Raw genomic sequence first — 24341 nt, 5'->3', positions numbered from 1 at the left:
GCAGGGCGTCACGGCGTCATCAGCAGTGCAAGGTGAATGCCAGGTGGCGCGTACATATGCGGTGAAGGGCGCTCACCTTGCACAGCGGTAACCGCAAGTGGGACCATTTCCCCGTTCCCTGACGCCCCAAGGTAGGTCCTCTGTGTCCCAGCGCATAGCCAAGCCCCGTACCACCGCAGTGATCCTGGCCGGTGGCACCGGCCAGCGGGTGGGTCTGTCGATCCCCAAGCAGCTGCTGAAGATCGCCGGGAAGGCAGTCATCGAGCACACCCTGACCACCTTCGAGAACGCCGACTCGATCGACGACGTCGTCGTGCTGATGGCCCCGGGGTACGTGCCCGACGTGGAGAAGATCGTCGCCAAGGCCGGGTTCACGAAGGTCAGGAAGATCATCGAGGGCGGCTCGACCCGGAACGAGACCACCGAGCGCGCCATCCAGGCACTCGGCGAGGGCCTGGCCGAGGGCGAGGACCTCAAAGTCCTCTTCCACGACGCCGTGCGCCCCCTGCTCTCGCAGCGCGTCATCGACGACTGCGTGGCCGCGCTGGAGCGCTACCAGGCCGTCGACGTCGCCATCCCCTCCGCGGACACCATCATCGTCACCCGCACGCACGGCGAGGACGGCGAGTTCATCACGGAGATCCCGGACCGCTCCCGGCTGCGCCGCGGCCAGACCCCGCAGGCCTTCAGGCTGTCCACGATCCGCCGGGCCTACCAGGTCGCGGCCGAGGACCCGCACTTCCAGGCCACGGACGACTGCACGGTCGTCCTGCGGTACCTGCCGGACGTGCCGATCCACGTGGTGGCGGGCGACGAGTACAACATGAAGGTCACCCAGCCCGTCGACGTCTTCATCGCCGACAAGCTGTTCCAGCTCGCCTCGACGGCCGCGCCCGAGCAGGTGAGCGAGGAGGCCTACCGCGAGCTGCTGACCGGCAGGACCGTGGTGATCTTCGGCGGCTCGTACGGCATCGGCAAGGACATCGCCGAGCTCGCCGGGTCCTACGGCTCCACGGTGTACGCGCTCGGCCGCTCCACCACCGGCACCCACGTGGAGAACCCGGAGGAGGTCGACGACGCGCTGTCCAAGGCGTACGCGGAGACCGGGCGGATCGACTACGTCGTCAACACCGCGGGCGTGCTGCGCATCGGCAGGCTGGCCGAGACCGACAACGCGACCATCGAGGAGGCGCTGAAGGTCAACTACCTGGCCCCGGTGCAGATCGCCCGTTCCGCGTACAAGTACCTGGCGGAGACCAAGGGCCAGCTGCTGCTGTACACCTCCAGCAGCTACACCCGCGGCCGTGCCGAGTACAGCCTCTACTCCTCGACCAAGGCCGCCATGGTGAACCTCACCCAGGCCCTGTCCGACGAGTGGGCGGGCGAGGGCATCCGCGTCAACTGTATCAACCCCGAGCGCACCGCGACACCCATGCGCACCAAGGCTTTCGGTCAGGAGCCCGCGGGCACCCTGCTCTCCTCCGAGGCCGTCGCCCGCACCTCGCTCGACGTGCTGCTGTCCGAGCTGACCGGGCACGTCATCGACGTCCGCCAGCAGGACCCGACGGCGGGCGCGGCGAAGGCCTCCGGCTTCGAGCAGGCGCTGGCCTCGGTGCTGGACCGACAGGACGGCGTGTAATAATCGACGGGAATTAGTCTTCCGTTATTCAGGCCTCTGCTTTCCGGTGTCCATGCAGTGCATTGACCGGGCCGACGCAGGGGCCTGAATCCGTACACCCGACGAATTACCGCACACTCCGCACAGTCCAGAAAAAAACCGGCTTCCTCCCCTCCCAGAGCAGGTTATCCGTGATATCCACCGCTATTCGCGTCGCCCGAGTGGGCAGCGCGGCCGAGCTGGCCGCGGCGGCGCTCATGATGCTGGGTTTCCCGGCGCTCATGCTGGCCGCGCTCATCCCGAGCGTCTACGCCTTCGCGGCCGCGGCCGCCGTGACGTACCTGGCGGACCACTATCTGCACCGCAAGGACAGCTACCTGGTCAGCCGGCTCAGCAAGGTCCGTGCGGGCCTGTCGATCCGCTTCCTGATCCGGGAGCTGCTGCTGATACTGCTGCTGGCCCGGATGTCCCTCGCGGGCAACCTGATCTACTACGGCGCGGTCGCCTGCTTCATCGCGTTCTACGGCCTCCAGGCCCCGCAGGGCGCCCTGGTCACGCTGATCCGCAACCGCCGCCGGATGCCGGTCGCCACCCGCAACGTGGACCTGAAGTCCCGCATCAGCATCCCGGACGCCCCCTCGCGCCACCTGCTGGACCGGTCCGCCGAGAAGATGCTGCACCTCGACCTCGCGGCCGTCATCGGCATCCTGGTCTCCGCGGAGGCCGGCTCCTCCGTGCCCGCCTTCATCGGCATCGGCGTCACCCTCTTCCTCGGCTGTCTGTACGTGCTGGCGCTGACGCCGTACGTCCGCGCCGGGAAGACCCCGCCGAACCCGGAGAAGGTGCTCGCGGCCGTCGACGACTGGCTGCGGGAGTACCGGCCGGAGACGGTGCTGTACTTCTCCGGCTCCAAGGACTCGGCCTACCAGGTCAACATGTGGCTGGAGACCATGGAGCAGCTGGACTCCCGGCCGCTGGTCATCCTGCGCGAACGCGTCATCCTGGCGAGCCTGGCGCCCACCACGGTGCCCGTCGTCTGCGTGCCCGGCGGCGTGCACCTGATGAACATGGAGCTGTCGACCGTGCGCGTCGCGCTGTACGCGGCGAACGTCGGCAAGAACATCCACCTGCTGCGGGTGCCCACGATGAAGCACGTCTTCATCGGCCACGGCGACAGCGACAAGCTGGCCAGCGTCAACCCCTTCAGCAAGGTGTACGACGAGGTGTGGACCGCGGGCCGCGCGGGCCGCGACCGCTACGCCATCGCCGACGTCGGCGTCCGCGACGAGGACATCGTGGAGGTCGGCCGCCCGCAGCTGGCCCCGATCGAGAGCCGGCGGGACGTGCCGGACGGCGGCGGTGACGAAGCCGCCGAGGAACGCTGCCCGACGGTGCTGTACGCGCCCACCTGGGAGGGCTGGGACGCCAACCCGGGCAACACCTCGCTGGTGCTGGCCGGCGAGAACATCGTGAAGAAGCTGGTGAAGGCCGACCCGCCGGTCCGCGTCCTGTACAAGCCGCACCCCTTCACCGGCACCGTCAGCAGGCAGGCCGCCGTCGCCCACCAGCGGGTCACCGCCCTGGTCGAGAAGGCCGCCGCCGAGCGTGCCGCCGACTCCCGCTTCACCGTCGACGCCGCCGCGCAGGCCGCGGCCAGGGCCGAGCTGGCCCGTATCGAGGCCCGCCTCGCCGAGCTGTCCGGCTCCGCGGGCGACCGCGGCGACGAGGCCGAGGCCACCCGGGACGGCGTGGCCGATCTCGGCCGGCACGAGGAGATCGCGCGGCTGAGGGGCGAGTGGAACGACGCGTACTGGCGCTCCCTCCCCGCATGGGAGCACCGCGTCGTCACGGGCGCCGAGCCCCGGCTGTACGACTGCTTCAACGTCTCCGACGCGATGGTCTCCGACATCTCCTCCGTGGTCTCCGACTTCATCGCGAGCGGCAAGCCGTACGCGGTCACGGACTCCGCCGGGCTGGGCGTGGAGGAGTTCAAGCGGCAGAACACCGCCGTACGCGCCGCGGTGATCCTCTCCAACAGCGCTGGCGAACTGGGTGAGCTGCTGACCGCGGTGCGCTCCCCGGCCGAGGACCCGCTGGCGGAGGACCGCAAGGAGCTGAAGCAGTACCTGCTCGGCCCGGACGAGCCCACCTCCATCGAGCAGTTCAACTCCGCGGTGGCGAACCTGGCGCTGAAGGCCGAGACCCGCAACCTCGGCCAGGAGTCCCGGTCCGCGGCGGGCGCGGCCGGCGCGGACGAGCTGTCGGACCAGCTGTCCCCGGCGCAGCCGGTGTCGGCGACCGGGGAGCCGGACGGCACGAAGCAGCGCTGACCTCCCCGCCCCGCGCGTACGGAGCCCGGCCCCGGGGACCCTTCCCCGGGGCCGGGCTCTCTCGCGTTTCTTACCGTCCGGGGCGCCGGGCCGCTGAGCAACTCCCACCGGCGATGCGTACTTTCCGGTGTCCGCAGCCGCGCACCGATGTCGATCAGCGGGGCAACCTCCTCGGGTGGGCGCCCGTCTGACAGGTTGCGAATGCGCAGGGGGAAGTGCGCCTTGACCGAGGGGGAAATGTGACCGACGCGCAGCCTGATGTCAGTGTGATCATCGGTGCGTACGAAGCGATGCCGTATCTCGTCGAGTGCCTCGCGTCCGTCGAGGCGCAGACCATCGACCCGGGACGCGTCGAGGTCATCGCGGTGGACGACGGCTCCACCGACGGCACGGGGGAGTACCTGGAGCGGTTCGCGGAGCGCGCCGCCATGCCGGTGACGGTGATCCGGCAGGACAACTCCGGCGGCCCCAGCGGGCCGCGCAACGTCGGTCTCGGCAAGGCCGCCGGCCGCTACGTCTTCTTCCTCGACGCCGACGACCGGCTCGGGCCCGAGGCGCTGGAGCGGATGGTCGCGACGGCCGACCGCAACGGCACGGACGTGGTGCTCGGCCGGGTCGAGGGGATCAACCGCAAGCCGCCGCAGTCGATGTGGGACAGGTCGTTCGACCGCACGGACGTCTTCTCCTCCAACATCAAGTTCACGCTGAGCGCGCAGAAGCTGTTCCGCCGCGCGCTGCTCGAGCGGCACGGGATGCGGTTCGACGAGTCGCTGTGGACCGGCGAGGACGCGCTGTTCACGATGGAGGCGTACCTGCGGGCGGACGGCGTTTCCGTGCTGGCCGACCACACCTGCTACTACCTGGTCGGCCGCGACGACGGCAAGCACGTGACCAAGAGCGGGAGCTACACCCTGCGCTTCGACTCGGCTCGCGCCCTGATGAACCTCATAGCCGAGCACGTGCCCGCCGGGGCGCGCCGGGACGCGCTGCTGGTCAGGCCCTTCCTGGTGACGCTGCTGCCGCAGTTCGGCGCCAAGTACCTGAGGGACGGCGAGACGGTACGCCGGCACAAGTTCGAGCTGGCGAAGCCGCTGATGGAGGAGTTCTGGAGCGAGGGCGTGGCGCGCCGCCTCAAGGTCGAGGAACGGCTGCGCCTGCACCTGGTCGCCGAGGACGAGCCCGAACTCCTGAAGGAAGTGGTCGAGTTCGTCAGGGCGGGGAAGCAGCCACCCGCCGTGCTGGAGAGGCGCGGCCGCCGGCTCTACCTCGCCTACCCGTACTTCCGCGACACCTCGGCCGCCGTCCCCGACACGATGTACCTCGCCGCCCCTCGCGAGGCCCGGGGCTTCCCCGGCTACCGCGAACACTCGGCGGGCGGCACCGTGCTGCGCCGCACGGTGCGCACGGCCCGCCGGGTGCTCAGGTCCGGTGACGCGGCGCGGCGGACGCGCACGCCGGGCGGGACCGCGGCGGCGGCCTGACGACGGCCGGAGCCGGGCCGGGGTTCGCTCCGGCCACCCTGCGCACCGCCTGTCCGGGGACTGGACCGGCGCGCGCCGGCCGGTCTGCTTCGCGTAGATTGCCGGGCGGGGGACGCCCGAGCGCGAGGGGACGGAAGAGCAAGGTGGCAGGGGCAAGGCAGGCTGTGAGCGAGGCCCGCAGGATCGTCGTCAAGGTGGGCTCCTCGTCGCTGACCACCGCCGCGGGCGGCCTCGACGCCGACCGTGTGGACGCGCTCGTCGACGTACTGGCGAAAAGCCGCAGCGGGGGAGAGAAGGAGATCGTCCTGGTCTCCTCCGGTGCCATCGCCGCCGGCCTCGCCCCGCTGGGACTGCGCCGCCGTCCCCGGGACCTGGCCCGCCAGCAGGCCGCCGCCAGCGTCGGCCAGGGCCTGCTCGTGGCCCGCTACACCGCCTCCTTCGCCCGCTACGGCGTCCGCGTCGGGCAGGTGCTGCTCACCTCCGACGACATGAGCCGCCGCGCCCACCACCGCAACGCCTCCCGCACCCTCGACAAGCTGCTCGCGATGGGCGCCTTCCCGGTCGTCAACGAGAACGACACCGTCGCCACCGACGAGATCCGCTTCGGCGACAACGACCGGCTCGCCGCCCTCGTCGCCCATCTCGTCCACGCCGACCTGCTGGTCCTGCTCTCGGACGTCGACGGCGTCTACGACGGCGACCCCGGCAGGCCCGGCACCTCGCGGGTGGCCCAGGTGCGCGGACCGCAGGACCTGGCGCACGTGGACATCGGCAGCACGGGCCGGGCCGGCGTCGGCACCGGCGGCATGGTCACCAAGGTCGAGGCCGCCCGGATCGCGGCCGCCGCCGGCATCCCGGTCGTGCTCACCAGCGCGGTCCACGCGGCGGACGCGCTGCACGGCAAGGACACCGGCACCTACTTCCACCCCGCCGGCAAGCGCTCCGCCGACCGGCTGCTGTGGCTGCAGCACGCCTCCACCCCGCAGGGCCACCTGACCCTCGACGACGGGGCGGTGCGGGCCGTCGTCGAGCGGCGCACGTCGCTGCTGCCGGCCGGGATCGCCGCCGTGGAGGGCGAGTTCAGCGCCGGGGACCCGGTCGAGCTGCGGGACGGCGCGGGACGCGCGGTGGCCCGCGGGCTGGTCAACTTCGACGCCAGGGAGATCCCCCAGCTCCTCGGACGCTCGACGCGGGAGCTGGCGCGCGAGCTCGGCCCGGCCTACGAGCGCGAGGTCGTGCACCGCGACGACTTGGTGATCCTGCATCCCTGACGCCCACCGGGGACCGAAAACAGGGGGAACGCCCCGCAAAACGGCGCGCCCAGAGGTGGACGTTCCGCAAAACCGCCCCACGGGCCCTTGCGGCCTGCTCAACTTTGTCTCAGGGACACATTCCGCCGAGCCCTGCTCGACCGTGAAGGAGGCCGTCGTGAGACGAGTGCGCCCTGGGACGGCGTCCCACGGCGGCGTGGGGGGCGCCACGAGTGCCGGAGGTGCCACGGCTGTCGGGGGCGCCGGTGGGGCGAAGGGCGTGGGCGGCGCCAGGAGCACCGCCCCCCGCGCGGTCGGCGAGCGGCGCGCCCTGACCAGCGTCGCGGCCGGGGACCGCTACGAGGAGCCGGCCGACCTGCCCCGCCTGTGGCACGTCACGCTCAGCGTGTCCGGCGAGGAGGCTCCGCTGAAGGAGGTGCGGCGCGGCCTCGAACAGCTCGCCCACGACCACCCCTTCCTGCTGACCAGCCGCTACGCGAACGACCACGCGGAGATCCGCTACTGGGAGGAGGCCCGCGACCTGCACGACGCGGCCGCCGTCGCGCTGCGCCTGTGGGGCGAGCACCGCCAGACCGCCAAGCTGCCGCCCTGGGAGATCGTCGGCCTGGAGGTCATCGACCGCGAGACCTACCACCAGCGCGTCGCCGAGGGGTACGGCCCGCCGCCCGCGAGCCCGGTGGGCGTGCACCCCTTTTGAGCCCCCTTCGGCGGGTGTCTCGGGGTTTGGGATGTCCGGTGAACGGTTCCCGGCGGCGCACTACTCTTCCCCCATGACCACGCTCTCGCCGTACGACTCCATGTCCCCGGTCACGCAGGCCGCCTACCGCGCCAAGGCCGCCGCCGCGGACCTCGCCCCGCTGCCCCGCGCGGAGAAGGACGACGCGCTGCTCGCCATCGCGGACGCCCTGGAGGTCCGGACGAGCGAGATCGTCGAGGCCAACGCCAGGGACGTCGCCAAGGCCCGCGCGGCCGGGACCAGCGAGGCCGTCGTCGACCGGCTGACGCTCACCCCGGAGCGGGTGCGCGCCATCGCCTCCGACGTACGGGACGTCGTCGCCCTGCCCGACCCCGTCGGCGAGGTGGTCCGCGGCTCGACCCTCCCGAACGGCATCGACCTGCGCCAGGTCCGCGTCCCGCTCGGCGTCGTCGGCATCATCTACGAGGCCCGCCCGAACGTGACGGTCGACGCCGCCGCGCTCTGCCTGAAGTCCGGCAACGCGGTCCTGCTGCGCGGCTCCGCCTCCGCCTACGAGTCCAACACCGCCCTGGTGCGCGTCCTGCGCGACGCCGTCGGAGGCGCGGGCCTGCCCGCCGACGCCGTCCAGCTGGTACCCGGCGAGGGCCGCGAGAGTGTGCGCGAGCTGATGCGCGCCCGCGGCCTGGTCGACGTCCTCATCCCGCGCGGCGGCGCCTCCCTGATCCAGACGGTCGTCGCGGAGTCCACCGTCCCGGTCATCGAGACCGGCACCGGCAACTGCCACGTCTACGTCGACGCCCAGGCCGACCTCGACATGGCGGTCGGCATCCTGATCAACTCCAAGGCCCAGCGGGTCAGCGTCTGCAACGCCGCCGAGACCCTCCTGGTCCACCAGGACATCGCCCCCGAGTTCCTGCCGCGCGCCCTCGACGCCCTCGCGGAGGCCGGGGTGACCGTCCACGCCGACCCGCGCGTGCTGGCGTACGCGAAGGACTCCGCGGCCACCGTCGTCGAGGCCACCCCGGAGGACTGGGACACCGAGTACCTCTCCTACGACATCGCCGCCGCCGTGGTGGACTCGCTGGACAAGGCCGTCGAGCACATCCGGCTGTGGAGCTCGGGCCACACCGAGGCGATCGTGACGACCTCCCAGCAGGCCGCCCGCCGCTTCACCCGGCTGGTCGACTCCACCACGGTCGCCGTGAACGCCTCGACCCGCTTCACCGACGGCGGCCAGTTCGGCTTCGGCGCGGAGATCGGCATCTCCACGCAGAAGCTGCACGCGCGCGGCCCGATGGGGCTGCCGGAGCTGACGAGCACCAAGTACATCGTCACCGGGGACGGCCACATCCGGCGCTGACCGGAGCCGCGGGACGGGGGCGCATATGCGTCTGGCACGCGCTCCCGGTACGCGCCCATGCCGCAGGCGGGCGTCTCGGCAGGCGGACGAATTTCCATACGGTCTGCCCAAATTGACCCCCCAGGTCTACTCTGAATACGTGCCGGAGGACGTGGGGGGCACGCCGTTCCCTGACGGCTGGGAGCCCGACGACGACCACGACCGCGGAGTGTCGGACGAAGAGTTCGCCTCCGTGGTGTTCGACGAGGCCTTCGTACGGGCGGCCGCGGTGCACGAGCCCACCGCGGTGGAACGCCTCCTGGCCGCCGCACAGGCGAGAGCGGAGGCCTCCGAGGCGGAGACCCGCCGCGCCCACGGCCGCGGCGAGCGCTACGAGAACGGCTACGGCCGCACCGGTTTCGGCCATGATCCCGACTTCGACGACCTGGACGACACCGACGTCCTCGAAGGCCGCCACGGCACCACGGGGACCTACGGCAAACAGGTCCGCTGGCACCGCCCCGTCGCCTGGATGCTCGCCCTCGTGATGGGCATAGGCATGGTCGCGCTGGCCTTCACGGCGGTCTACCGCGGCGCCGCCTCGGGCAACCGCGAGCAGGTGCCGCCGCCCGCGTCGACCGGTCTGGAGCAGGGGAGCGCGGCCCCGCCCTCCGCCTCCGCCGACACCGCCCAGCCGGCCATCTCGGTCATCCCGCGCAGCCCCTGAGCGGCGCCCGCGGCACCGCACGCGCGCGCGTGGCCGCCGCGTGCCCTCGTCCTGGCCGGAACGCGGCGCGTTCCTGGTGAGAACCTGTCAGAACTTGTCGCGCAGCGGGGCGTTTACCCGGGCTTCCGGAGACCTACCCTGAAGATATGGGAGGGCCTGGAGACCCACCTGAGGGGACACCCGAGGGCACCCCCGCAGGCGGAGAGGACGAGTACCGGTCCGTCGTGTTCGACGAATCGTTCGTCCGTGCTGCCCGCCTCCAGGAGTTCTCCGCGCGGGAGCGCATGGCCGACCACGCGCCCGCCGTACGCCGCCGCCCGCCGCTGCGCCGCGGCCTGTCCCGGCAGGCGCTGGTGCTGGTCCTGCTGATCGCGGTGGCCTTCGGCACCGCGATCTACATGGGCGTACGCCACCCCTACCGGACGCCGTCCGCCCGGCAGCCCGTCGAGCCCCTGCGGATGACCGTCATACCGCTCGCCCCGCAGGGCAGGGTGCCCGGCGCCGCCGATCCCGAGTACCTGTACGAGCACAGTCCCGCCGCCCGGTTCCGTATCGGCTCCGAGGGCATACCGCTGCCGGCGGCGCGGCGCACCGCCCACTTCTCCGAGAGCCAGGTGATGGCCGCCCTGACCACGGCCAAGGACTACATCGTGCGGTCCGCGCTCTACCCCGACGTCATCTCCGGTCAGGACGTCCGCGCCGTACGGGTCAGGCTCGACGGCGACCAGCTCGACCAGTTCGACCAGAGCTTCCGGCATCCGGTGGCCGACGGCCGGCACGAGGCGACCGGATGGCTGGTCCGCTACGACCGGACCCGCGCCCGGCTCGCCGACCAGAGGATCCGGGTGCAGGGCACCCTCCGGGCCGCCGAGGTCGACTCCGCCACCCTCGAGGTCACCGCGGACCACACCTTCGTCTACGCGCTGAAGCCGGCCGGCTCCGACGCCAGGGCGCAGGCATCCCTGTTCACCGTCCGGCGCGAGCTGCACTTCCGCTTCGGCCGCGACGACCTGCGCCTGGGCCAGGCCCGGCTCGTCCTCTCCTACGTCCAGGCCGGCCCGCTGTCCTGCGCCGAGGACTCCACCGACCACCTGCACCCGCTGCTGGCCGGCCAGACGGCCCGGGCGGGCGGCCCGGCGGGCACGGACCCGTACGCCACGGGCGGCATCACGGCCCTGTGCGGCACCCTCGCGACCAGCGCGCAGCCGAAGGTGTGAGCCGGCCGGCGGGACGCACCCGCCCGCCGGCCTCCCTCCGGCCCCGGCCGTCCAGCTCCCGCCTCGCGCCGCGGGTCCGCCCCGGTCCCGTGTCCCGCGTCAGTCCTCGTCCCGCGGAGGTGCGTCCGCGCCGGGCGGGTCCGTCGGCGGCCGGTCCTCCTGCGGTGCCGAGCTCGTGAAGCCGTCGAAGCCGCGCCGCACCCGGCCCCCCAGGCCGCCGGCCCCGCCGGCGATGTCGCTGACCAGCTTCATCAGCGGGTCCTTGGAGCCCTTGACGTTGCTCGCGTAGCTCGCCGCGGACTCGCGCCAGGAGTCCGAGACCGAGGTGTCCTTGTCCTCGGCACGGCGCGGGTAGTGGCCGTCCATGATCCGCTGGTAGTCGCGGGACTCGGCCCACTTCTTCAGCTCGGCGGCGCGCACGGTGGTGAAGGGATGGGTCCGCGGCAGCACGTTCAGGATCTTCAGCACGGAGTCGCGCAGGTCGCCGCCCGCCTCGTACTCCTCGGCCTGCTTGAGGAAGGCGTCCACGTTCATCTCGTGCAGGTGGTTGCCGCCCGCGATCTTCATCAGGCCCCGCATCGAGGCCCGCAGGTCCTGCCCGGCCAGCAGGCCGGCCCGGTCCGCGGACAGCTCCGACTTGCGGAACCACTCGCGCAGCGCCGTCACGATCGCCATGATCGCGAGGTTGCCCAGCGGGATCCAGGCGACCCGGACCGCGAGGCTGGTCAGGAACAGCAGGATGGTGCGGTACACGGCGTGGCCGGACAGGGCGTGGCCCACCTCGTGCCCGACGACCGCCCGCATCTCCTCCTCGTCGAGCAGCTCGACGAGGCCCGTGGTGACGACGATGATCGGCTCGTCCAGGCCGATGCACATCGCGTTCGGCTGCGGGTCCTGGTTGACGTACATCGGCGGGACCTTCTCCAGGTCCAGGATGTAACAGGCGTCCCGCAGCATGTCGTTGAGATGCGCGAACTGCTGGTCCGAGACCCGCACCGAGTCGGACAGGAACAGCAGCCGGAGACTGCGCTCGGGCAGCAGCCCGCTGAGCGCCTTGAAGACCGTGTCGAAGCCGCTCAGCTTGCGCAGCGCCACCAGCGCGGAGCGGTCGGCGGGGTGCTCGTACGCGCGCGAGGAGATCCCCGGGAACCGTCGGCGCTGCCTGCTCGGTACGTGCTCGTGTCCGTTGTGCTCGTGGCCGTCGTCGGACATGTGTTGTCCCCCATGTGCGTGTGAGTGGCCCTTTGCTGGCCCTTGTGCGGCCCTTTGCGCCCCCGAAGCAAGGCCCAGCCTAGGCGGAGTTACCGTGGACGGGCACTACACCGAAGGAGTCCGGCACCATGGAGCACACCGCCGCAGCCATGTGGCTCGTCCAGGCCGCGAGCGCGTCCCCGCACCAGGGGCCGGGGAATCTGCTCCGGATCGTGCTGGTCGTGATGCTGGTGGGATGCGCGCTGACCGGGTGGTTGCTGTTGCGGGGCTACAAGCAGAAGGACGACTGAGGACCGCCCGGGGTTCCCGACGGCGGAGTCGGCGTGATCGCCCCGAAGGCGCCCGCTTACCATGGGCCGACATCTTCGTCCCGCCCACACCGGATAGGTACTGCCGATGACGAGCTTCCACAGCGCCGCCGCTCAGCTGGTTCCCCTCGCCGCCGGAGGCGAGGGCGGTGGCAACCACGAGAGCCTCAGCCCCTACCTCACCGGCGGCGGCGCCCTGTTCGTCCTGCTGCTCCTGCTGTGGATCACCACCCGTTTCAACCGCGACCGCTGAGCCCGTCCCGGGCCGCCGCAGGGGACCGGCCCGCCCGGTCCTCTCAGGCCGGGCCGGTAGGGTCTGCACGCATGGGAGAGCAGGAGAGGCCTACCGGCCCGTCGAACCCCGGCAAGCGCCGTCTCGGCGTCATGGGCGGAACGTTCGACCCGATCCACCACGGGCACCTCGTGGCGGCCAGCGAGGTCGCCGCGCAGTTCCACCTCGACGAGGTGGTCTTCGTGCCGACCGGCCAGCCGTGGCAGAAGACGCACCGCCATGTCTCCCCGGCCGAGGACCGCTATCTGATGACGGTCATCGCGACGGCCGAGAACCCGCAGTTCTCGGTGAGCCGCATCGACATCGACCGGGGCGGCGCCACCTACACCGTGGACACGCTGCGTGATCTGCACGCGCTGAACCCCGACACCGACCTGTTCTTCATCACCGGCGCCGACGCCCTCGGCCAGATCCTCACCTGGCGGGACTCCGAGGAACTGTTCTCCCTCGCGCACTTCATCGGCTGCACCCGCCCCGGCCACCACCTGTCCGACCACGGCCTCCCCGAGGGCGGGGTCTCGCTGGTCGAAGTTCCCGCGCTGGCCATCTCCTCCACAGACTGCCGTGCGAGAGTCGCCAAGTCGGAACCCATCTGGTACATGGTGCCGGACGGAGTCGTGCGCTACATCGCCAAGCGCGAGCTGTACCGCGGCGAGTGAGCCGAGAGGGGCACCGGTGAACGACCGATACGACGCGGGCTACGGCGACCAGGGCGAGCAGTACGAACTGGTCGGCTACGACGAGTACGGCCGGCCCGTCTACCGGCAGGCCACACGGCAGCAGGCGCCGCAGCAGCCGTACGACCCGTACGCGCAGCAGCAGGGCTACGGCTACGACCCGTACGCGACCGGCTCGCAGCAGGTCCCGCAGCAGGCTCCGCACCAGGTCCCGCAGCAGTACGACCCCTACGGCACCGGCCGGCAGCCCCCCGTCGACCCCTACGACCCCTACGGGACCGGTGCGCCCCAGGGCGGCGCGCCCGGCACGGGGTACGACCCCTACGGGCGGGCCGCGGCCAGTGGGCAGCAGCCCCGGGTCGCCGAGCAGACCGCCCACATCCCGCAGCAGGCGGGTCCGGGGGAGCGGACGCGGGACGCGCCGCCGCCCGAACGGGACTACCGCACCGAGCAGTTCGCCTTCGTCGAGGATCCCGACGGCGACTCCGAGGACGTCATCGACTGGCTGAACTTCACCGAGAACCGCACCGAGCGCCGCGAGGAGGCCAAGCGCCGCGCCCGCAGCCGCCTCGTCGCCCTCGTCGTGGTGCTGGCCATGGTGGCGGTCGGCGGCGCCGGCTACCTCTGGTACGCCGGCAAGCTGCCGGGCCTGTCGTCGTCCGGTTCCAGGAAGGGCGGCACCGCCACGGCCGCGGGCGCCCAGAACCGCGACGTGATCGTCGTCCACCTGCACAACACCAAGGGCGGCGGCACCTCCACGGCGCTGCTCGTCGACAACACCACCACCAAGCAGGGCACCACCGTGCTGCTGCCCAACTCCCTCTCCCTGACGGACGACGACGGCACCACGACCACGCTCGCCAAGTCGGTCGAGGCCGACGGCTCCTCCGGCACCCGCGACGCCCTCGACACCGTGCTGGGCACCGACATCGAGGGCACCTGGCGGCTGGACACCCCGTATCTGCAGAACCTGGTCGACCTGGTCGGCAACATCGAGGTCGACACCGACGCGGACGTGCCCGACCCGGACGCCAAGAAGAAGGGCGCCGAGCCCCTCGTCCACAAGGGCAAGGGCCAGACCCTCAGCGGCAGGACGGCCGTCGCCTACGCCACCTACCGCGCACCCGGCGAGGCCCAGAACGCCCAGCTGGAGCGGTTCGGCCAGGTCATGGCGGGCGTGCTGCGCAAGCTGTCCTCCGACCCGGCGGCCGCGACGACGACCGTGCAGACCCTGGCCCAGATCCTGGACCCCTCGCTCACCGACAAGGACCTCGGCACCTTCCTCGCCAAGCTCGCCGACCTCGCCAAGGGGGGCGACTACAAGACCGCCCTGCTCCCCGTCCGCAGCGACGGCACGCTGAGCGCGCAGGCCAGCGCGAGCGTGGTCAAGGACGTCCTCGGCGGCGCGGCCAAGAGCCCCGAGCAGGGCTCCGCGGTCCGGGTCTCGGTCCAGAACGCCAGCGGCGCGAAGGGCAACACCGAGAAGGCCCGCGTGGTCCTCCTCAACGGCGGCTTCACCTTCCTGGGAGGCGGTACCGCGAGCACCACCTCGGCCAGGTCCGAGGTCGTCTACACCGACGCCAAGGACAAGGCGAACGCCACCGAGGTCGCCAAGACCCTGGGCCTGCCGAGCGGCTCCGTGCGCAAGGGCACCACCACCTCCAACGCGGACGTCTCGGTGATCCTCGGCCGGGACTACAAGCCGTCGTCGTCCTAGCCCGGCCCGGTCGGCGGGCCCCCTCGGCACCGGGCGCCCCACGTGATCCCTCGATCACGTGGGGTGCGCCCGGCGGTCCGTGAGACCCTTGGTGTCAACAGACCGCCGACCGAAAGCCGCGTAGTGACCGCCACTGACCGTTCCCTCGAGCTGATCAACACCGCCGCGCAGGCGGCCGCCGACAAGCTCGCGCACGACATCATCGCGTACGACGTCAGCGACGTGCTGTCGATCACGGACGCCTTCCTGCTGGCCTCCGCGCCCAACGACCGCCAGGTCAAGTCGATCGTCGACGAGATCGAGGAGCGGCTGCAGAAGGAGCTCGGCGCCAAGCCGGTGCGCCGCGAGGGCGACCGCGAGGCCCGCTGGGTCCTGCTCGACTACGTCGACATCGTCGTCCACGTCCAGCACAGCGAGGAGCGCGTCTTCTACGCCCTGGAGCGGCTGTGGAAGGACTGCCCCGAGCTGGAGCTGCCCGCGGACGCCAAGGCCACCCGCGGCAAGGCCGAGGAGCACGCCAGGCTGCAGGCCGCCGAGGAGGCGACCGACCTCGGCGGTGAGTGGTGATGAGCGCCACCGGTGAGGTGTCCTCCGGCAGGCCCGGCCGGGGACGCCGCATCATCCTCTGGCGCCACGGCCAGACGTCCTGGAACGTGGAGCGCCGCTTCCAGGGCACCACGGACGTCGCCCTGACCGAGGCGGGTATGGCCCAGGCCCGCCGCGCCGCCCGGCTGCTCGCCTCCCTGGGGCCCGACGCGATCGTCGCCTCCGACCTGCAGCGGGCGGCGGACACCGCGGCCGAACTCGCCGCGCTGACCGATCTGGAGGTCACCCACGACGAGGGGCTGCGCGAGACCTACGCGGGCGTCTGGCAGGGGCTGACGCACGAGGAGATCATCGAGCGCCACGGCGAGCAGTACGCCGCCTGGAAGCGCGGTGAGCCGGTCCGCCGCGGCGGCGGTGAGCTGGAGACCGAGGTGGCCGAGCGCGCCGCCCCCGTGGTGCTGCGGCACGCCGAGAAGCTGCCCGACGACGGCACCCTCGTCGTGGTCAGCCACGGCGGGACCATCCGCACCACCATCGGGCGCCTGCTGGGTCTGGAGTCCCGCCACTGGGAGAGCCTCGGCGGCCTGTCCAACTGCTGCTGGTCGGTCCTGGGCGAGGGCGCCCGCGGCTGGCGCCTGCTGGAGCACAACGCCGGCACGCTGCCCGAGCCCGTGCTCGGCGACGACGACTAGCGGATTTCACTTTCCGGCAGGTCGCAGGCTAAAGTTCTTCTTGTTCGCCCCGCCGAGCGGGAAGAACCTGATGGGGCTATAGCTCAGTTGGTAGAGCGCCTGCATGGCATGCAGGAGGTCAGGAGTTCAATTCTCCTTAGCTCCACAACAAGATCCCGTCTCCGTCAGGAGACGGGATTTTTCTGTCTGTTCCTGTACGACTTGAGTCACTTGGAGTCCGAAGGCGTATACCTCTGTGGAGGCGCCCCGGCGTGCGTGTCCGTACTGGTACTCAGGCGTCGCTGACCGTATTGGCCCGGCCGTGGCAGAATCAAACGGCCGGAAGGGAGCGCGGCCCGACGGGAGGGAGCTGTGATGCCTGCGAGCATCTTCGAGGAGGTCGGCCACCTCCTCGAAGCGGCGTCTGCACGGGACACGGTCACCCGTCTGAGCTGCCCTTCCTGCGGTTCCGCCCATGTCGCGCAAGTCCTCGGCGACAACGGCGGGATCTCCTACGTGTGCACGGCCTGCGGCCACAGCTGGAGCTGATCGATGGGTGCACACAGGCGCAAGTGCGATTGGTGCGGCAGCGGTACGCCGATCGTCCGCGACATGGAGCCGGTCAACCCCGACTACCAGTACTGGTGCGAGGAGTGCGCGCGGGCGCTGATCATAAAGGGCGACCCGATCGAGACCTACCGTGAGCTGGAGGGCGAGCCGATCTACGGTCGTCTGCTCGAGGAGCACTGCACGCTCAAGAGGTTCTACTCGTTCGTCACGGCCTGACCGGGCCCGCCCCGCCCGGGGCCCACGGAAACGATTTGGTGTTCCACCCGGTGGACCGTGTAATGTTGGCGTCGCCGCCGGGGAAACCGGGCGGACCGCAGCACGGGGCTATAGCTCAGTTGGTAGAGCGCCTGCATGGCATGCAGGAGGTCAGGAGTTCAATTCTCCTTAGCTCCACGGCAGATCCCGCCGGATCGTGAAGATCCGGCGGGATCTTTGCGTGTGCGGGGGGAGTTGTGCGCACCTCAGCGGCCGAGCGCGCGCCGTCCCCGGCCCTGGGAGAGCACCGGCAGGTTGCGGGACGGAGCCCGGTCGCGCGGCGCCTCCTCCTCGATGCGCAGGGCGAGCGCCGGGCAGCGGCGCACCGCGCGCAGCGCCTTGGCCTCCGCGTAGCGCGGCACCTGGGCCTGGGCGACGGTCGGGAAGCCGTCGGCGCCGAGTTCGAAGACCTCCGGGAGGATGTCCGCGCACAGGCCGTGGCCCCGGCACAGCGTCCAGTCGACGTAGATCTTCTGACGGCTGGGGCCGTTCTCCGCGGCCTCCGGGCCGCCCGGGATGCCCGTCGGCATCTGGCCGCCCTCGAAGAGCGGCAGAACGCCCTCCACGGGCCGTCCGCAGCCGTTTCCGAGGACGTGCGCGGCGAGGTCGTCGGTGAAGGCCTTGATGGTCGACTCCAGGAACATCGCGGAGCCGTCCGGGTGCGAGCACGCGCCGCGCCGCTTCACGTTCTTGGCGACCTGCTTGAGCGCCTCCAGGGCGGCCGGGCCGCCGCCGCCGAGGATGTCCTCCATGCCGCGCGCGGCGGCCGGCAGACCGAGGTAGCAGGGGCCGCACTGGCCCGCGCTCTCCTCGGCCAGCCACTGCGCCACGCGCAGCGACTCGCCCAGCGGGCAGGTCTCCTGACTGATCGGCAGGATCGCGCCGGCACCGAGCGAACCGCCCACCGCGTCGAGGGAGTTGCGGGAGACGACGGCCTCGTCGACCGTCGCCGCGTCGATCCACTTGCCGTGGTAGCCGCCGGTGAGCACGCCCTGCGGGACGGGCGGGGCGCCGGCGAGCTGGAGCACGTAGCGCAGCGGGACCCCGGTGGGGACCTCGATCACCATGGGGCGGGCGACCGCGCCGGAGACCGTCAGCATGACGGTGCCCGGTTCGTCGTAGAGGCCGGTGTTGCCGTAGCGCTCCGGGCCGATGCGGGCGGCGATGGCGAGCTGCGCGAAGGTCTCGGCGTTCGACAGCAGGGTGGGCGCGCCGCCGACGCCGCTCTGCGAGGCGCTGATCTTCCGGCCGGGCGGGATGGCCGGACCGCCGTCGATGGAGCGGATCAGGGAGGCGGCGGCACCGGTGACCATGCGGACGGGGTTGCGCTGGACCCAGGCCTTCAGCGCGGAGCGGCGTCCGTTGCTCAGGCCGCGTTCGGCGAGGGCGGCCTCCATCGAGCGCTGCGTCGACTCACGTGTGACCCCCACCACGAGCGTGCGGGCGCCCAGGGCCTCGGCGACCAGCAGCGCGCCGTCCAGGATGAGGTGGGGGGCGCGGTTGATCAGGACCGTGTCCTTGCGGCAGGCCGGCTCGTCCTCACTGCCGTTGACGACGACGACCGGCCGTACACCGCGCTTGATCGCGGACTCGGCGACCGAGCGCAGCTTCTTGTGGAAGGGGAAGCCGGCGCCGCCGCGGCCCTTGAGGTTGATGTTCTCGGCGAGCTTCGCGAGCTGCTCGCCGCCCAGGGGCTCGAGCGGGCCGTGCACCTTCAGGTGCATCGAGAGGTCGAGTCGTTCGACAAGGTCGAAGCCGGACGTGAGCTGCGGAAGCCCGACCACGCGGACTTCCGGGACGTCGGGCAGGGCCTCGTTCACCTATAGCCTCCGGACGGCGTGTTCCAGGATTCGCCCGAACCCGGCGCGTCCCAGGAGGTACCGGGCGTCGATTCGTCGGCGGGACCGCTGTTGTACGTGTCGTTCGAGTTGTACGCGCCGTAGTGGGCGTTCGTCTCACCGGTGTCGTACATATCACTGTTGCGGTAGGCCGCGGTGCCCGAATTGTTGTAGGTGGGGATGTTGTATCCGGTGTCCTGGAGCGGGTCGTAGGCGGACGGCGGTGCCTCGCCGACCGGCGGGGGCGACGGCACGGGCCAGCTGCCCGAGGCGCCGCCGGCGGCGTCGACGCGCGGCATCGCCCCGGTGGCCCCGATGTCCGGGGGCAGGTCCATGCGGGCGGTCTGGTCGGCGCCGTACTGCTGCCGCCCCTGCTGCTGCGGGGTGACGGCCCGGTAGGCGGCCGCGAAGCCGCCGGTGGACTCCGGGCTCGGGGCGCGGGAGGAGGCGGTGTCGTAGAAGCCGTCCGTGGCGGACGCCGCCGTGTCCATGGGGGACCGCTTCGGGGTCCGGGCGTTCTCGTAGCCCGGCAGCGCGGAGGGGGTCTCGGCCGCACGCGCGCGCGGGGAGGGCCTTTCGGACACGCGCGCGCGGCTGGCCTCCAGCTCCTCGCGGGCCGCCCCGGGGTCGTTGCCCAGCATCACGGCGAGGCGGTCGGCGACCTTCCGCTTGAACGGGCGCGGGGCCGCGCGCAGGGCGAGCGCCGCGGCGACCGCGACCACGCACAGCTCGTAGGAGACCATGAAGAAGGTCTTCGCCGGGCGTCCCGCGTACAGGCCGTGGATCAGGGCCGCGCACCACGACGGGTAGGCCAGCATGTGCATCGCGCGCCAGCGCGCGGCGACCGGCGCCGGGGAGGCGAACTGGTTGCGCAGCGCACCGGTGATGCCGACGAAGATCATGAGGTACGCCGCCAGCGAGCCCATGCCCACGAGGGTGGCGCTGCCCGGGTTCGCCGTGCCGGTGCCCGTGATCAGCCAGCCGAAGGGGATCAGCGCCGCGATCCAGTCGGCGTGGTCCAGGGCGAGCTTGACCCCGATGTGCACCAGCAGGAAGGCGATCGAGGCGACGGCGGTCACCCGGTGGATGCCCTGGGCCACGATGCGCTGGCGGATGTTCAGGATGAGCCGGTCCTGGGCCACCAGCCCCCAGATCACCGAGCAGGTGAGGCAGACGAGCGACAGGACGCCCGCACCGAAGTTGAGGAACTGCTGGAGCCAGTCGCCGCCGAGGAGCACGACGACGGGTATGAGCAGCAGGACGACAGCCGACGCCATCCCGTAGCCCGACCGGCCGGGTTTGGGGAGGGTGCTGTTACTACGACGAGGGTTCATGGGGGCAACTCCGAGCGGTATCGGGAAAGCGGTCCCGCTGCCGAACTTTAGGTGGCGCCATACCGGTGGGTACGAGGTTTGGGTTATTGGGTTGTTATCCAAGGGCGGGGCAGTCGCTGTGATGTCCGGGTGTCGGGTGTTACGCGAAGTAAGCTTTGACTTCTGTTCAGTTGTCGTCCGGGTGTGACACCGGGGCCAGAGACCCATACGCAAGCGCGTCGCGTCGTGCTCAAGCGCTGCGGTACCCTAACCGCATGCGTGCCGTACGCCTTCTGCTTAGCGAGCCGCGCTGATCAGTCCCGACCGCCGGGCGACCCGGGGTGGTCGGAGTCGGCGCGGCGTCCCCTCCTGTGCGAGGGGATTTTTCATTTCCGCAGGTCGCAGCAGTCGGCAGAGACGATCGATGGAGCTTTGAGGATCATGAGCGAGACGAACCCCGCTGCCGCCGCCGAGGCGGCAGCGCCGCACCGCTACACGGCCGCCGTGGCGGCCGAGATCGAGGCACGCTGGCAGGACTTCTGGGACGCCCACGGCACGTACGCGGCGCCGAACCCGAAGGGCGACCTGGGAGGCGACCCCGAGGTCGTCGCCCGGCCCAAGAAGTTCATCATGGACATGTTCCCGTACCCCTCCGGTGCGGGTCTGCACGTCGGCCACCCGCTGGGCTACATCGCCACCGACGTCTTCGCCCGCTTCCAGCGCATGACCGGGCACAACGTCCTGCACACCCTGGGCTTCGACGCCTTCGGCCTGCCCGCCGAGCAGTACGCGGTGCAGACCGGCACGCACCCGCGCGTGTCCACCGAGGCCAACATCGAGAACATGAAGGCCCAGCTGCGCCGGCTGGGCCTGGGCCACGACAAGCGCCGGTCGTTCGCCACGATCGACCCGGACTACTACAAGTGGACCCAGTGGATCTTCCTGCAGATCTTCAACTCCTGGTACGACGAGGAGGCGGACAAGGCCCGCCCGATCGCCGACCTGGTCGCCCAGTTCGAGACCGGTGACCGCGCGGTCCCCGGCGGCCGCTCCTGGGACGAGCTGACCGCCGGCGAGCGCGCCGACGTCCTGGGCGAGTACCGCCTGGCGTACGCCTCCGACGCGCCCGTCAACTGGTGCCCCGGCCTGGGCACCGTGCTGGCCAACGAGGAGGTCACCGCCGACGGCCGCTCCGAGCGCGGGAACTTCCCCGTCTTCAAGGCGAAGCTGCGCCAGTGGAACATGCGGATCACGGCCTACGCCGACCGGCTGCTGGAGGACCTGGAGGCGCTGGACTGGCCCGAGGCGATCAAGCTGCAGCAGCGCAACTGGATCGGCCGCTCCGAGGGCGCCCGCGTCGACTTCCCGATCGACGGCGAGCACATCACCGTCTTCACCACCCGCCCCGACACCCTGTTCGGCGCGACCTACATGGTGCTGGCGCCGGAGCACCCGCTGGTCGAGAAGTTCACGCCGGCCGCCTGGCCGGAGGGCACCCACGAGGTGTGGACCGGCGGCCACGCGACGCCCGCCGAGGCCGTCGCGGCCTACCGCGCGCAGGCCGCCGCCAAGTCCGACGTCGAGCGCCAGGCCGAGGCCAAGGACAAGACCGGCGTCTTCACCGGCGCCCACGCCACCAACCCGGTCAACGGCCGGCGGGTCCCCGTCTTCATCGCCGACTACGTCCTGATGGGCTACGGCACCGGCGCGATCATGGCCGTACCGGCGCACGACACGCGTGACTTCGAGTTCGCGCGCGCCTTCGAGCTGCCCGTCGAGTGCGTCGTTGAGCCCACGGACGACCGCGGCACGGACACCACCACGTGGGACGCCGCCTTCGTCTCCTACGACGCGAAGATCGTCAACTCCTCCAACGGCGACATCTCCCTGGACGGCCTGGGCGTCGTGGACGCCAAGGCGCGCATCACCGAGTGGCTGGCCCGCAAGGGCATCGGCGAGGGCACCGTCAACTTCCGCCTGCGCGACTGGCTGTTCAGCCGCCAGCGCTACTGGGGCGAGCCCTTCCCGATCGTCTACGACGAGGAGGGCATCGCCCACGCGCTGCCCGAGTCGATGCTGCCGCTGGAGCTGCCCGAGGTCGACGACTACTCGCCGCGCACCTTCGACCCGGACGACGCCGACACCGAGCCCGAGACGCCGCTGTCGCGCAACGACGAGTGGGTCCACGTCACCCTGGACCTGGGCGACGGCCCGAAGAAGTACCGGCGCGAGACCAACACCATGCCCAACTGGGCCGGTTCCTGCTGGTACGAGCTGCGCTACCTGGACCCGCACAACGACGAGCGGCTGGTCGACCCCGAGATCGAACGGTACTGGATGGGCCCGCGCGAGGGGCAGCCGCACGGTGGCGTCGACCTGTACGTCGGTGGCGCCGAGCACGCCGTGCTGCACCTGCTGTACGCGCGCTTCTGGTCCAAGGTCCTGTTCGACCTGGGCCACGTCTCCTCGGCCGAGCCGTTCCACAAGCTGTACAACCAGGGCATGATCCAGGCCTACGTCTACCGCGACAGCCGCGGCATCGCGGTGCCGGCCGCCGAGGTGGAGGAGCGTGACGGCGCGTACTTCCACCAGGGCGAGAAGGTCTCCCGGCTGCTGGGCAAGATGGGCAAGTCCCTGAAGAACGCGGTCACCCCGGACGAGATCTGCGCCGAGTACGGCGCCGACACGCTGCGCCTGTACGAGATGGCGATGGGTCCGCTGGACGTGTCGCGGCCGTGGGACACGCGCGCGGTGGTGGGCCAGTTCCGGCTGCTGCAGCGGCTGTGGCGCAACGTCGTCGACGAGACGACCGGCGAGGTCACCGTCTCCGACGCCGAGCCGGACGAGGAGACGCTGCGCGCCCTGCACAAGGCCGTCGACGGCGTGCGCCAGGACCTGGAGGGCCTGCGCTTCAACACCGCGATCGCCAAGGTCACCGAGCTGAACAACCACCTGACCAAGGAGTATGGGGGCGGGGCAACAGGTTCCTCGGTCGAGGGTGGCGGCGGGCGACGGGCGGGCGGGGCGGTGCCGCGGTCGGTCGCCGAGCCGCTGGTACTGCTGGTCGCGCCGCTGGCCCCGCACATCGCCGAGGAACTGTGGCGCAGGCTGGGCCACACCGAATCGGTCGTCCACCGGGACTTCCCGGTCGCCGACCCGCGGTACGTCGTCGACGAGACCGTGACCTGCGTCGTGCAGATCAAGGGCAAGGTCAAGGCGCGTCTGGAGGTCTCGCCGTCCATCTCCGGCGAGGAGCTGGAGAAGATCGCGCTGGCGGACGAGAAGGTCGTCGCGGCGCTGGACGGCGCGGGGATCCGCAAGGTGATCGTACGGGCGCCGAAGCTGGTGAACATCGTTCCGGCGTAGACGAGCCCGCCGGGCCCGCGGCGCGGCTCCCGTCGTCTCGGGGTACTCCCCTACGGGCAGGTTCGGGGTTCTTCCGGAACTCCGGGCCTGCCCGTCTCCGTTACCGTGGAAGAGCGGCGCGGGGTGTGCCGCGCGGCTCGGAGGAGGAGCGACATGGAAGCGGTGATCGCGGTGTTCGCCCTGCTCTTCGTACTGTTCCTGGCACTCGGCGCCTACGCCGCGGTGAAGGCGGTCGGCGCCGCCAAGCGCGGCGTGGACCGTACGATCTCGCAGGCCCGGCGCACGGTCGAGGACCACACCCTGCGGGCCAGGTCCCTCGCGCAGCCGGGAGCTGCGGGCGAGCTGGCCCAACTGCGGCTGAAGCTGCGCACGTCCATGCGCGCCACCCAGGACGCGCTGCACGCGGGCGTGTCCGAGGACGAGTCCCTCAAGGAGTCCCTGGGCCTCTTCGAGCGCCTGAGCGTGCACGGGCACGAACTGGACGACGAGCTCAAGCGACTGGAGGCCGAACCGGACCGCAGGACGCTCGCCGAGCGGCTGCCCGGCCTGCGCGAGCGCGCCGAGCGCATCACGCACTCGGCGGACTCACTGCGCTGGGCCGCCCGCGACCGGGCCCACCGCTTCGCCGACGACGACCTCGGCACGCTGAGCGCCCAGATAGACGTGGAGGCCGGCGCCCTGCGGCACTGGACGCACGAGGAGCCCCCCGCCGCGTCGTCGCGGTGGCCCGACGCCCCTGCCGCCGACAACGCGACGGGCCGGCAGACGTGGCCGGAGACCCCCCGCCCGCGTACGGCCGAGGAGGAGCCGACGCGAGCCGCCCTCACCCCGCCCGCACAGCGCCCCGCCTACCCATGGCAGAAGAAACCCCGCCCCGAGAGCACTACTTGATCCGG

The 24341-nt window shown here is 71.5% G+C and carries 21 protein-coding genes and 2 tRNA genes; 20 read left to right on the top strand and 3 right to left on the bottom strand.

The window, feature by feature from the left end; translation table 11 throughout:
• Positions 1-142 precede the first annotated feature (142 nt).
• The 8 genes from ACJ9NR_RS13730 (at position 143) to ACJ9NR_RS13695 (ending at position 10680) form a co-directional block, all read left to right on the top strand.
• Positions 143-1639 (top strand): D-ribitol-5-phosphate cytidylyltransferase, encoded by a 1497-nt coding sequence (locus tag ACJ9NR_RS13730; RefSeq protein ID WP_412487842.1) that lies wholly within the window; start codon positions 143-145, stop codon positions 1637-1639.
• A 170-nt stretch (positions 1640-1809) separates the two neighbouring features.
• Positions 1810-3948, top strand: a complete 2139-nt coding sequence (locus ACJ9NR_RS13725) for a hypothetical protein (RefSeq protein ID WP_412487841.1) — start codon at positions 1810-1812, stop codon at positions 3946-3948.
• A gap of 239 nt (positions 3949-4187) precedes the next feature.
• Positions 4188-5429 carry a glycosyltransferase family 2 protein gene (locus tag ACJ9NR_RS13720; protein ID WP_412487840.1) on the top strand — a complete coding sequence of 414 codons (1242 nt, stop codon included), beginning with the start codon at positions 4188-4190 and terminating at the stop codon, positions 5427-5429.
• A gap of 164 nt (positions 5430-5593) precedes the next feature.
• Positions 5594-6700: a glutamate 5-kinase gene (gene proB / locus ACJ9NR_RS13715; RefSeq protein WP_412487839.1), complete on the top strand. Its 1107-nt coding sequence runs from the start codon at positions 5594-5596 to the stop codon at positions 6698-6700.
• Between the two features lie 157 nt (positions 6701-6857).
• On the top strand, positions 6858-7397 hold the full coding sequence (locus tag ACJ9NR_RS13710) for a DUF8830 family protein (RefSeq protein WP_412487838.1): 540 nt from the start codon (positions 6858-6860) through the stop codon (positions 7395-7397).
• 73 nt (positions 7398-7470) lie between these two features.
• Positions 7471-8757, top strand: a complete 1287-nt coding sequence (locus tag ACJ9NR_RS13705; protein ID WP_412487837.1) for a glutamate-5-semialdehyde dehydrogenase — start codon at positions 7471-7473, stop codon at positions 8755-8757.
• 139 nt (positions 8758-8896) lie between these two features.
• Positions 8897-9463: an SCO2584 family spore wall biosynthesis protein gene (locus tag ACJ9NR_RS13700; RefSeq protein WP_412487836.1), complete on the top strand. Its 567-nt coding sequence runs from the start codon at positions 8897-8899 to the stop codon at positions 9461-9463.
• A 146-nt stretch (positions 9464-9609) separates the two neighbouring features.
• Entirely contained in the window at positions 9610-10680 is a 1071-nt protein-coding gene (locus ACJ9NR_RS13695; protein WP_412487835.1) for an SCO2583 family membrane protein, read from the top strand.
• Between the two features lie 99 nt (positions 10681-10779).
• On the opposite strand, the gene ACJ9NR_RS13690 is transcribed toward ACJ9NR_RS13695, so the two are convergent.
• Positions 10780-11892, bottom strand: coding sequence for a M48 family metallopeptidase (locus ACJ9NR_RS13690; protein ID WP_412487834.1), 1113 nt, complete (start codon positions 11890-11892; stop codon positions 10780-10782).
• 128 nt (positions 11893-12020) lie between these two features.
• Here ACJ9NR_RS13690 and ACJ9NR_RS13685 point away from each other — a divergent pair, with 128 nt between their 5' ends.
• The 10 genes from ACJ9NR_RS13685 to ACJ9NR_RS13640 all read left to right on the top strand — a co-directional run bounded on the left by ACJ9NR_RS13685 (position 12021) and on the right by ACJ9NR_RS13640 (position 17066).
• Positions 12021-12182 carry a hypothetical protein gene (locus tag ACJ9NR_RS13685; protein ID WP_412487833.1) on the top strand — a complete coding sequence of 54 codons (162 nt, stop codon included), beginning with the start codon at positions 12021-12023 and terminating at the stop codon, positions 12180-12182.
• Positions 12183-12288: 106 nt separating this feature from the next.
• Complete coding sequence (locus ACJ9NR_RS13680; RefSeq protein WP_412487832.1) at positions 12289-12453, top strand: hypothetical protein; 165 nt, start codon at positions 12289-12291, stop codon at positions 12451-12453.
• 71 nt (positions 12454-12524) lie between these two features.
• The gene (gene nadD, locus ACJ9NR_RS13675; protein ID WP_412487831.1) at positions 12525-13151 is read left to right on the top strand and encodes a nicotinate-nucleotide adenylyltransferase; all 627 of its coding nucleotides are present in this window, start codon (positions 12525-12527) and stop codon (positions 13149-13151) included.
• A 16-nt stretch (positions 13152-13167) separates the two neighbouring features.
• On the top strand, positions 13168-14886 hold the full coding sequence (locus ACJ9NR_RS13670) for an LCP family protein (protein WP_412487830.1): 1719 nt from the start codon (positions 13168-13170) through the stop codon (positions 14884-14886).
• Between the two features lie 123 nt (positions 14887-15009).
• On the top strand, positions 15010-15453 hold the full coding sequence (gene rsfS, locus ACJ9NR_RS13665; protein WP_412487829.1) for a ribosome silencing factor: 444 nt from the start codon (positions 15010-15012) through the stop codon (positions 15451-15453).
• Positions 15453-16124 (top strand): histidine phosphatase family protein, encoded by a 672-nt coding sequence (locus ACJ9NR_RS13660; protein WP_412487828.1) that lies wholly within the window; start codon positions 15453-15455, stop codon positions 16122-16124. The genes rsfS and ACJ9NR_RS13660 overlap by 1 nt, the downstream gene beginning before the upstream one ends.
• A 72-nt stretch (positions 16125-16196) precedes the next feature.
• A tRNA-Ala gene (locus tag ACJ9NR_RS13655) sits at positions 16197-16269 on the top strand.
• Positions 16270-16478: 209 nt separating this feature from the next.
• On the top strand, positions 16479-16652 hold the full coding sequence (locus ACJ9NR_RS13650) for a hypothetical protein (protein WP_412487827.1): 174 nt from the start codon (positions 16479-16481) through the stop codon (positions 16650-16652).
• 3 nt (positions 16653-16655) lie between these two features.
• On the top strand, positions 16656-16889 hold the full coding sequence (locus tag ACJ9NR_RS13645) for a hypothetical protein (protein WP_003976229.1): 234 nt from the start codon (positions 16656-16658) through the stop codon (positions 16887-16889).
• 104 nt (positions 16890-16993) lie between these two features.
• Positions 16994-17066: transfer RNA gene (locus ACJ9NR_RS13640), tRNA-Ala, on the top strand.
• 68 nt (positions 17067-17134) lie between these two features.
• Here the strand turns inward: ACJ9NR_RS13640 and ACJ9NR_RS13635 are convergent.
• Both ACJ9NR_RS13635 and ACJ9NR_RS13630 read right to left on the bottom strand, forming a co-directional pair.
• Positions 17135-18748, bottom strand: coding sequence for an NADH-ubiquinone oxidoreductase-F iron-sulfur binding region domain-containing protein (locus tag ACJ9NR_RS13635; protein WP_412487826.1), 1614 nt, complete (start codon positions 18746-18748; stop codon positions 17135-17137).
• Complete coding sequence (locus ACJ9NR_RS13630; RefSeq protein WP_412487825.1) at positions 18745-20100, bottom strand: ferric reductase-like transmembrane domain-containing protein; 1356 nt, start codon at positions 20098-20100, stop codon at positions 18745-18747. The genes ACJ9NR_RS13635 and ACJ9NR_RS13630 overlap by 4 nt, the downstream gene beginning before the upstream one ends.
• Before the next feature lie 420 nt (positions 20101-20520).
• Between ACJ9NR_RS13630 and leuS the strand changes: the two genes are divergently transcribed.
• Together leuS and ACJ9NR_RS13620 are read left to right on the top strand one after the other, a co-directional pair.
• Positions 20521-23445: a leucine--tRNA ligase gene (gene leuS / locus ACJ9NR_RS13625; protein WP_412487824.1), complete on the top strand. Its 2925-nt coding sequence runs from the start codon at positions 20521-20523 to the stop codon at positions 23443-23445.
• Positions 23446-23598: 153 nt separating this feature from the next.
• The gene (locus ACJ9NR_RS13620; protein ID WP_412487823.1) at positions 23599-24336 is read left to right on the top strand and encodes a hypothetical protein; all 738 of its coding nucleotides are present in this window, start codon (positions 23599-23601) and stop codon (positions 24334-24336) included.
• Positions 24337-24341: the final 5 nt, after the last annotated feature.

The organism is Streptomyces sediminimaris, assembly GCF_047049295.1.
Classification (GTDB): Bacteria; Actinomycetota; Actinomycetes; order Streptomycetales; family Streptomycetaceae; genus Streptomyces; species Streptomyces sediminimaris.
This window is presented reverse-complemented; position numbering and strand designations above follow the sequence as displayed.

What these genes read in the sequence shown, in the direction of transcription:
- ACJ9NR_RS13650 (WP_412487827.1), top strand. Translation starts at nt 16,479, where the DNA reads ATGCCTGCGAGCATCTTCGAGGAGGTCGGCCACCTCCTCGAAGCGGCG.
- nadD (WP_412487831.1), top strand. Translation starts at nt 12,525, where the DNA reads ATGGGAGAGCAGGAGAGGCCTACCGGCCCGTCGAACCCCGGCAAGCGC.
- ACJ9NR_RS13660 (WP_412487828.1), top strand. Translation starts at nt 15,453, where the DNA reads ATGAGCGCCACCGGTGAGGTGTCCTCCGGCAGGCCCGGCCGGGGACGC.
- ACJ9NR_RS13705 (WP_412487837.1), top strand. Translation starts at nt 7,471, where the DNA reads ATGACCACGCTCTCGCCGTACGACTCCATGTCCCCGGTCACGCAGGCC.
- ACJ9NR_RS13645 (WP_003976229.1), top strand. Translation starts at nt 16,656, where the DNA reads ATGGGTGCACACAGGCGCAAGTGCGATTGGTGCGGCAGCGGTACGCCG.
- ACJ9NR_RS13680 (WP_412487832.1), top strand. Translation starts at nt 12,289, where the DNA reads ATGACGAGCTTCCACAGCGCCGCCGCTCAGCTGGTTCCCCTCGCCGCC.
- ACJ9NR_RS13695 (WP_412487835.1), top strand. Translation starts at nt 9,610, where the DNA reads ATGGGAGGGCCTGGAGACCCACCTGAGGGGACACCCGAGGGCACCCCC.
- leuS (WP_412487824.1), top strand. Translation starts at nt 20,521, where the DNA reads ATGAGCGAGACGAACCCCGCTGCCGCCGCCGAGGCGGCAGCGCCGCAC.
- ACJ9NR_RS13690 (WP_412487834.1), bottom strand. Translation starts at nt 11,892, where the DNA reads ATGTCCGACGACGGCCACGAGCACAACGGACACGAGCACGTACCGAGC.
- ACJ9NR_RS13685 (WP_412487833.1), top strand. Translation starts at nt 12,021, where the DNA reads ATGGAGCACACCGCCGCAGCCATGTGGCTCGTCCAGGCCGCGAGCGCG.
- ACJ9NR_RS13620 (WP_412487823.1), top strand. Translation starts at nt 23,599, where the DNA reads ATGGAAGCGGTGATCGCGGTGTTCGCCCTGCTCTTCGTACTGTTCCTG.
- ACJ9NR_RS13630 (WP_412487825.1), bottom strand. Translation starts at nt 20,100, where the DNA reads ATGAACCCTCGTCGTAGTAACAGCACCCTCCCCAAACCCGGCCGGTCG.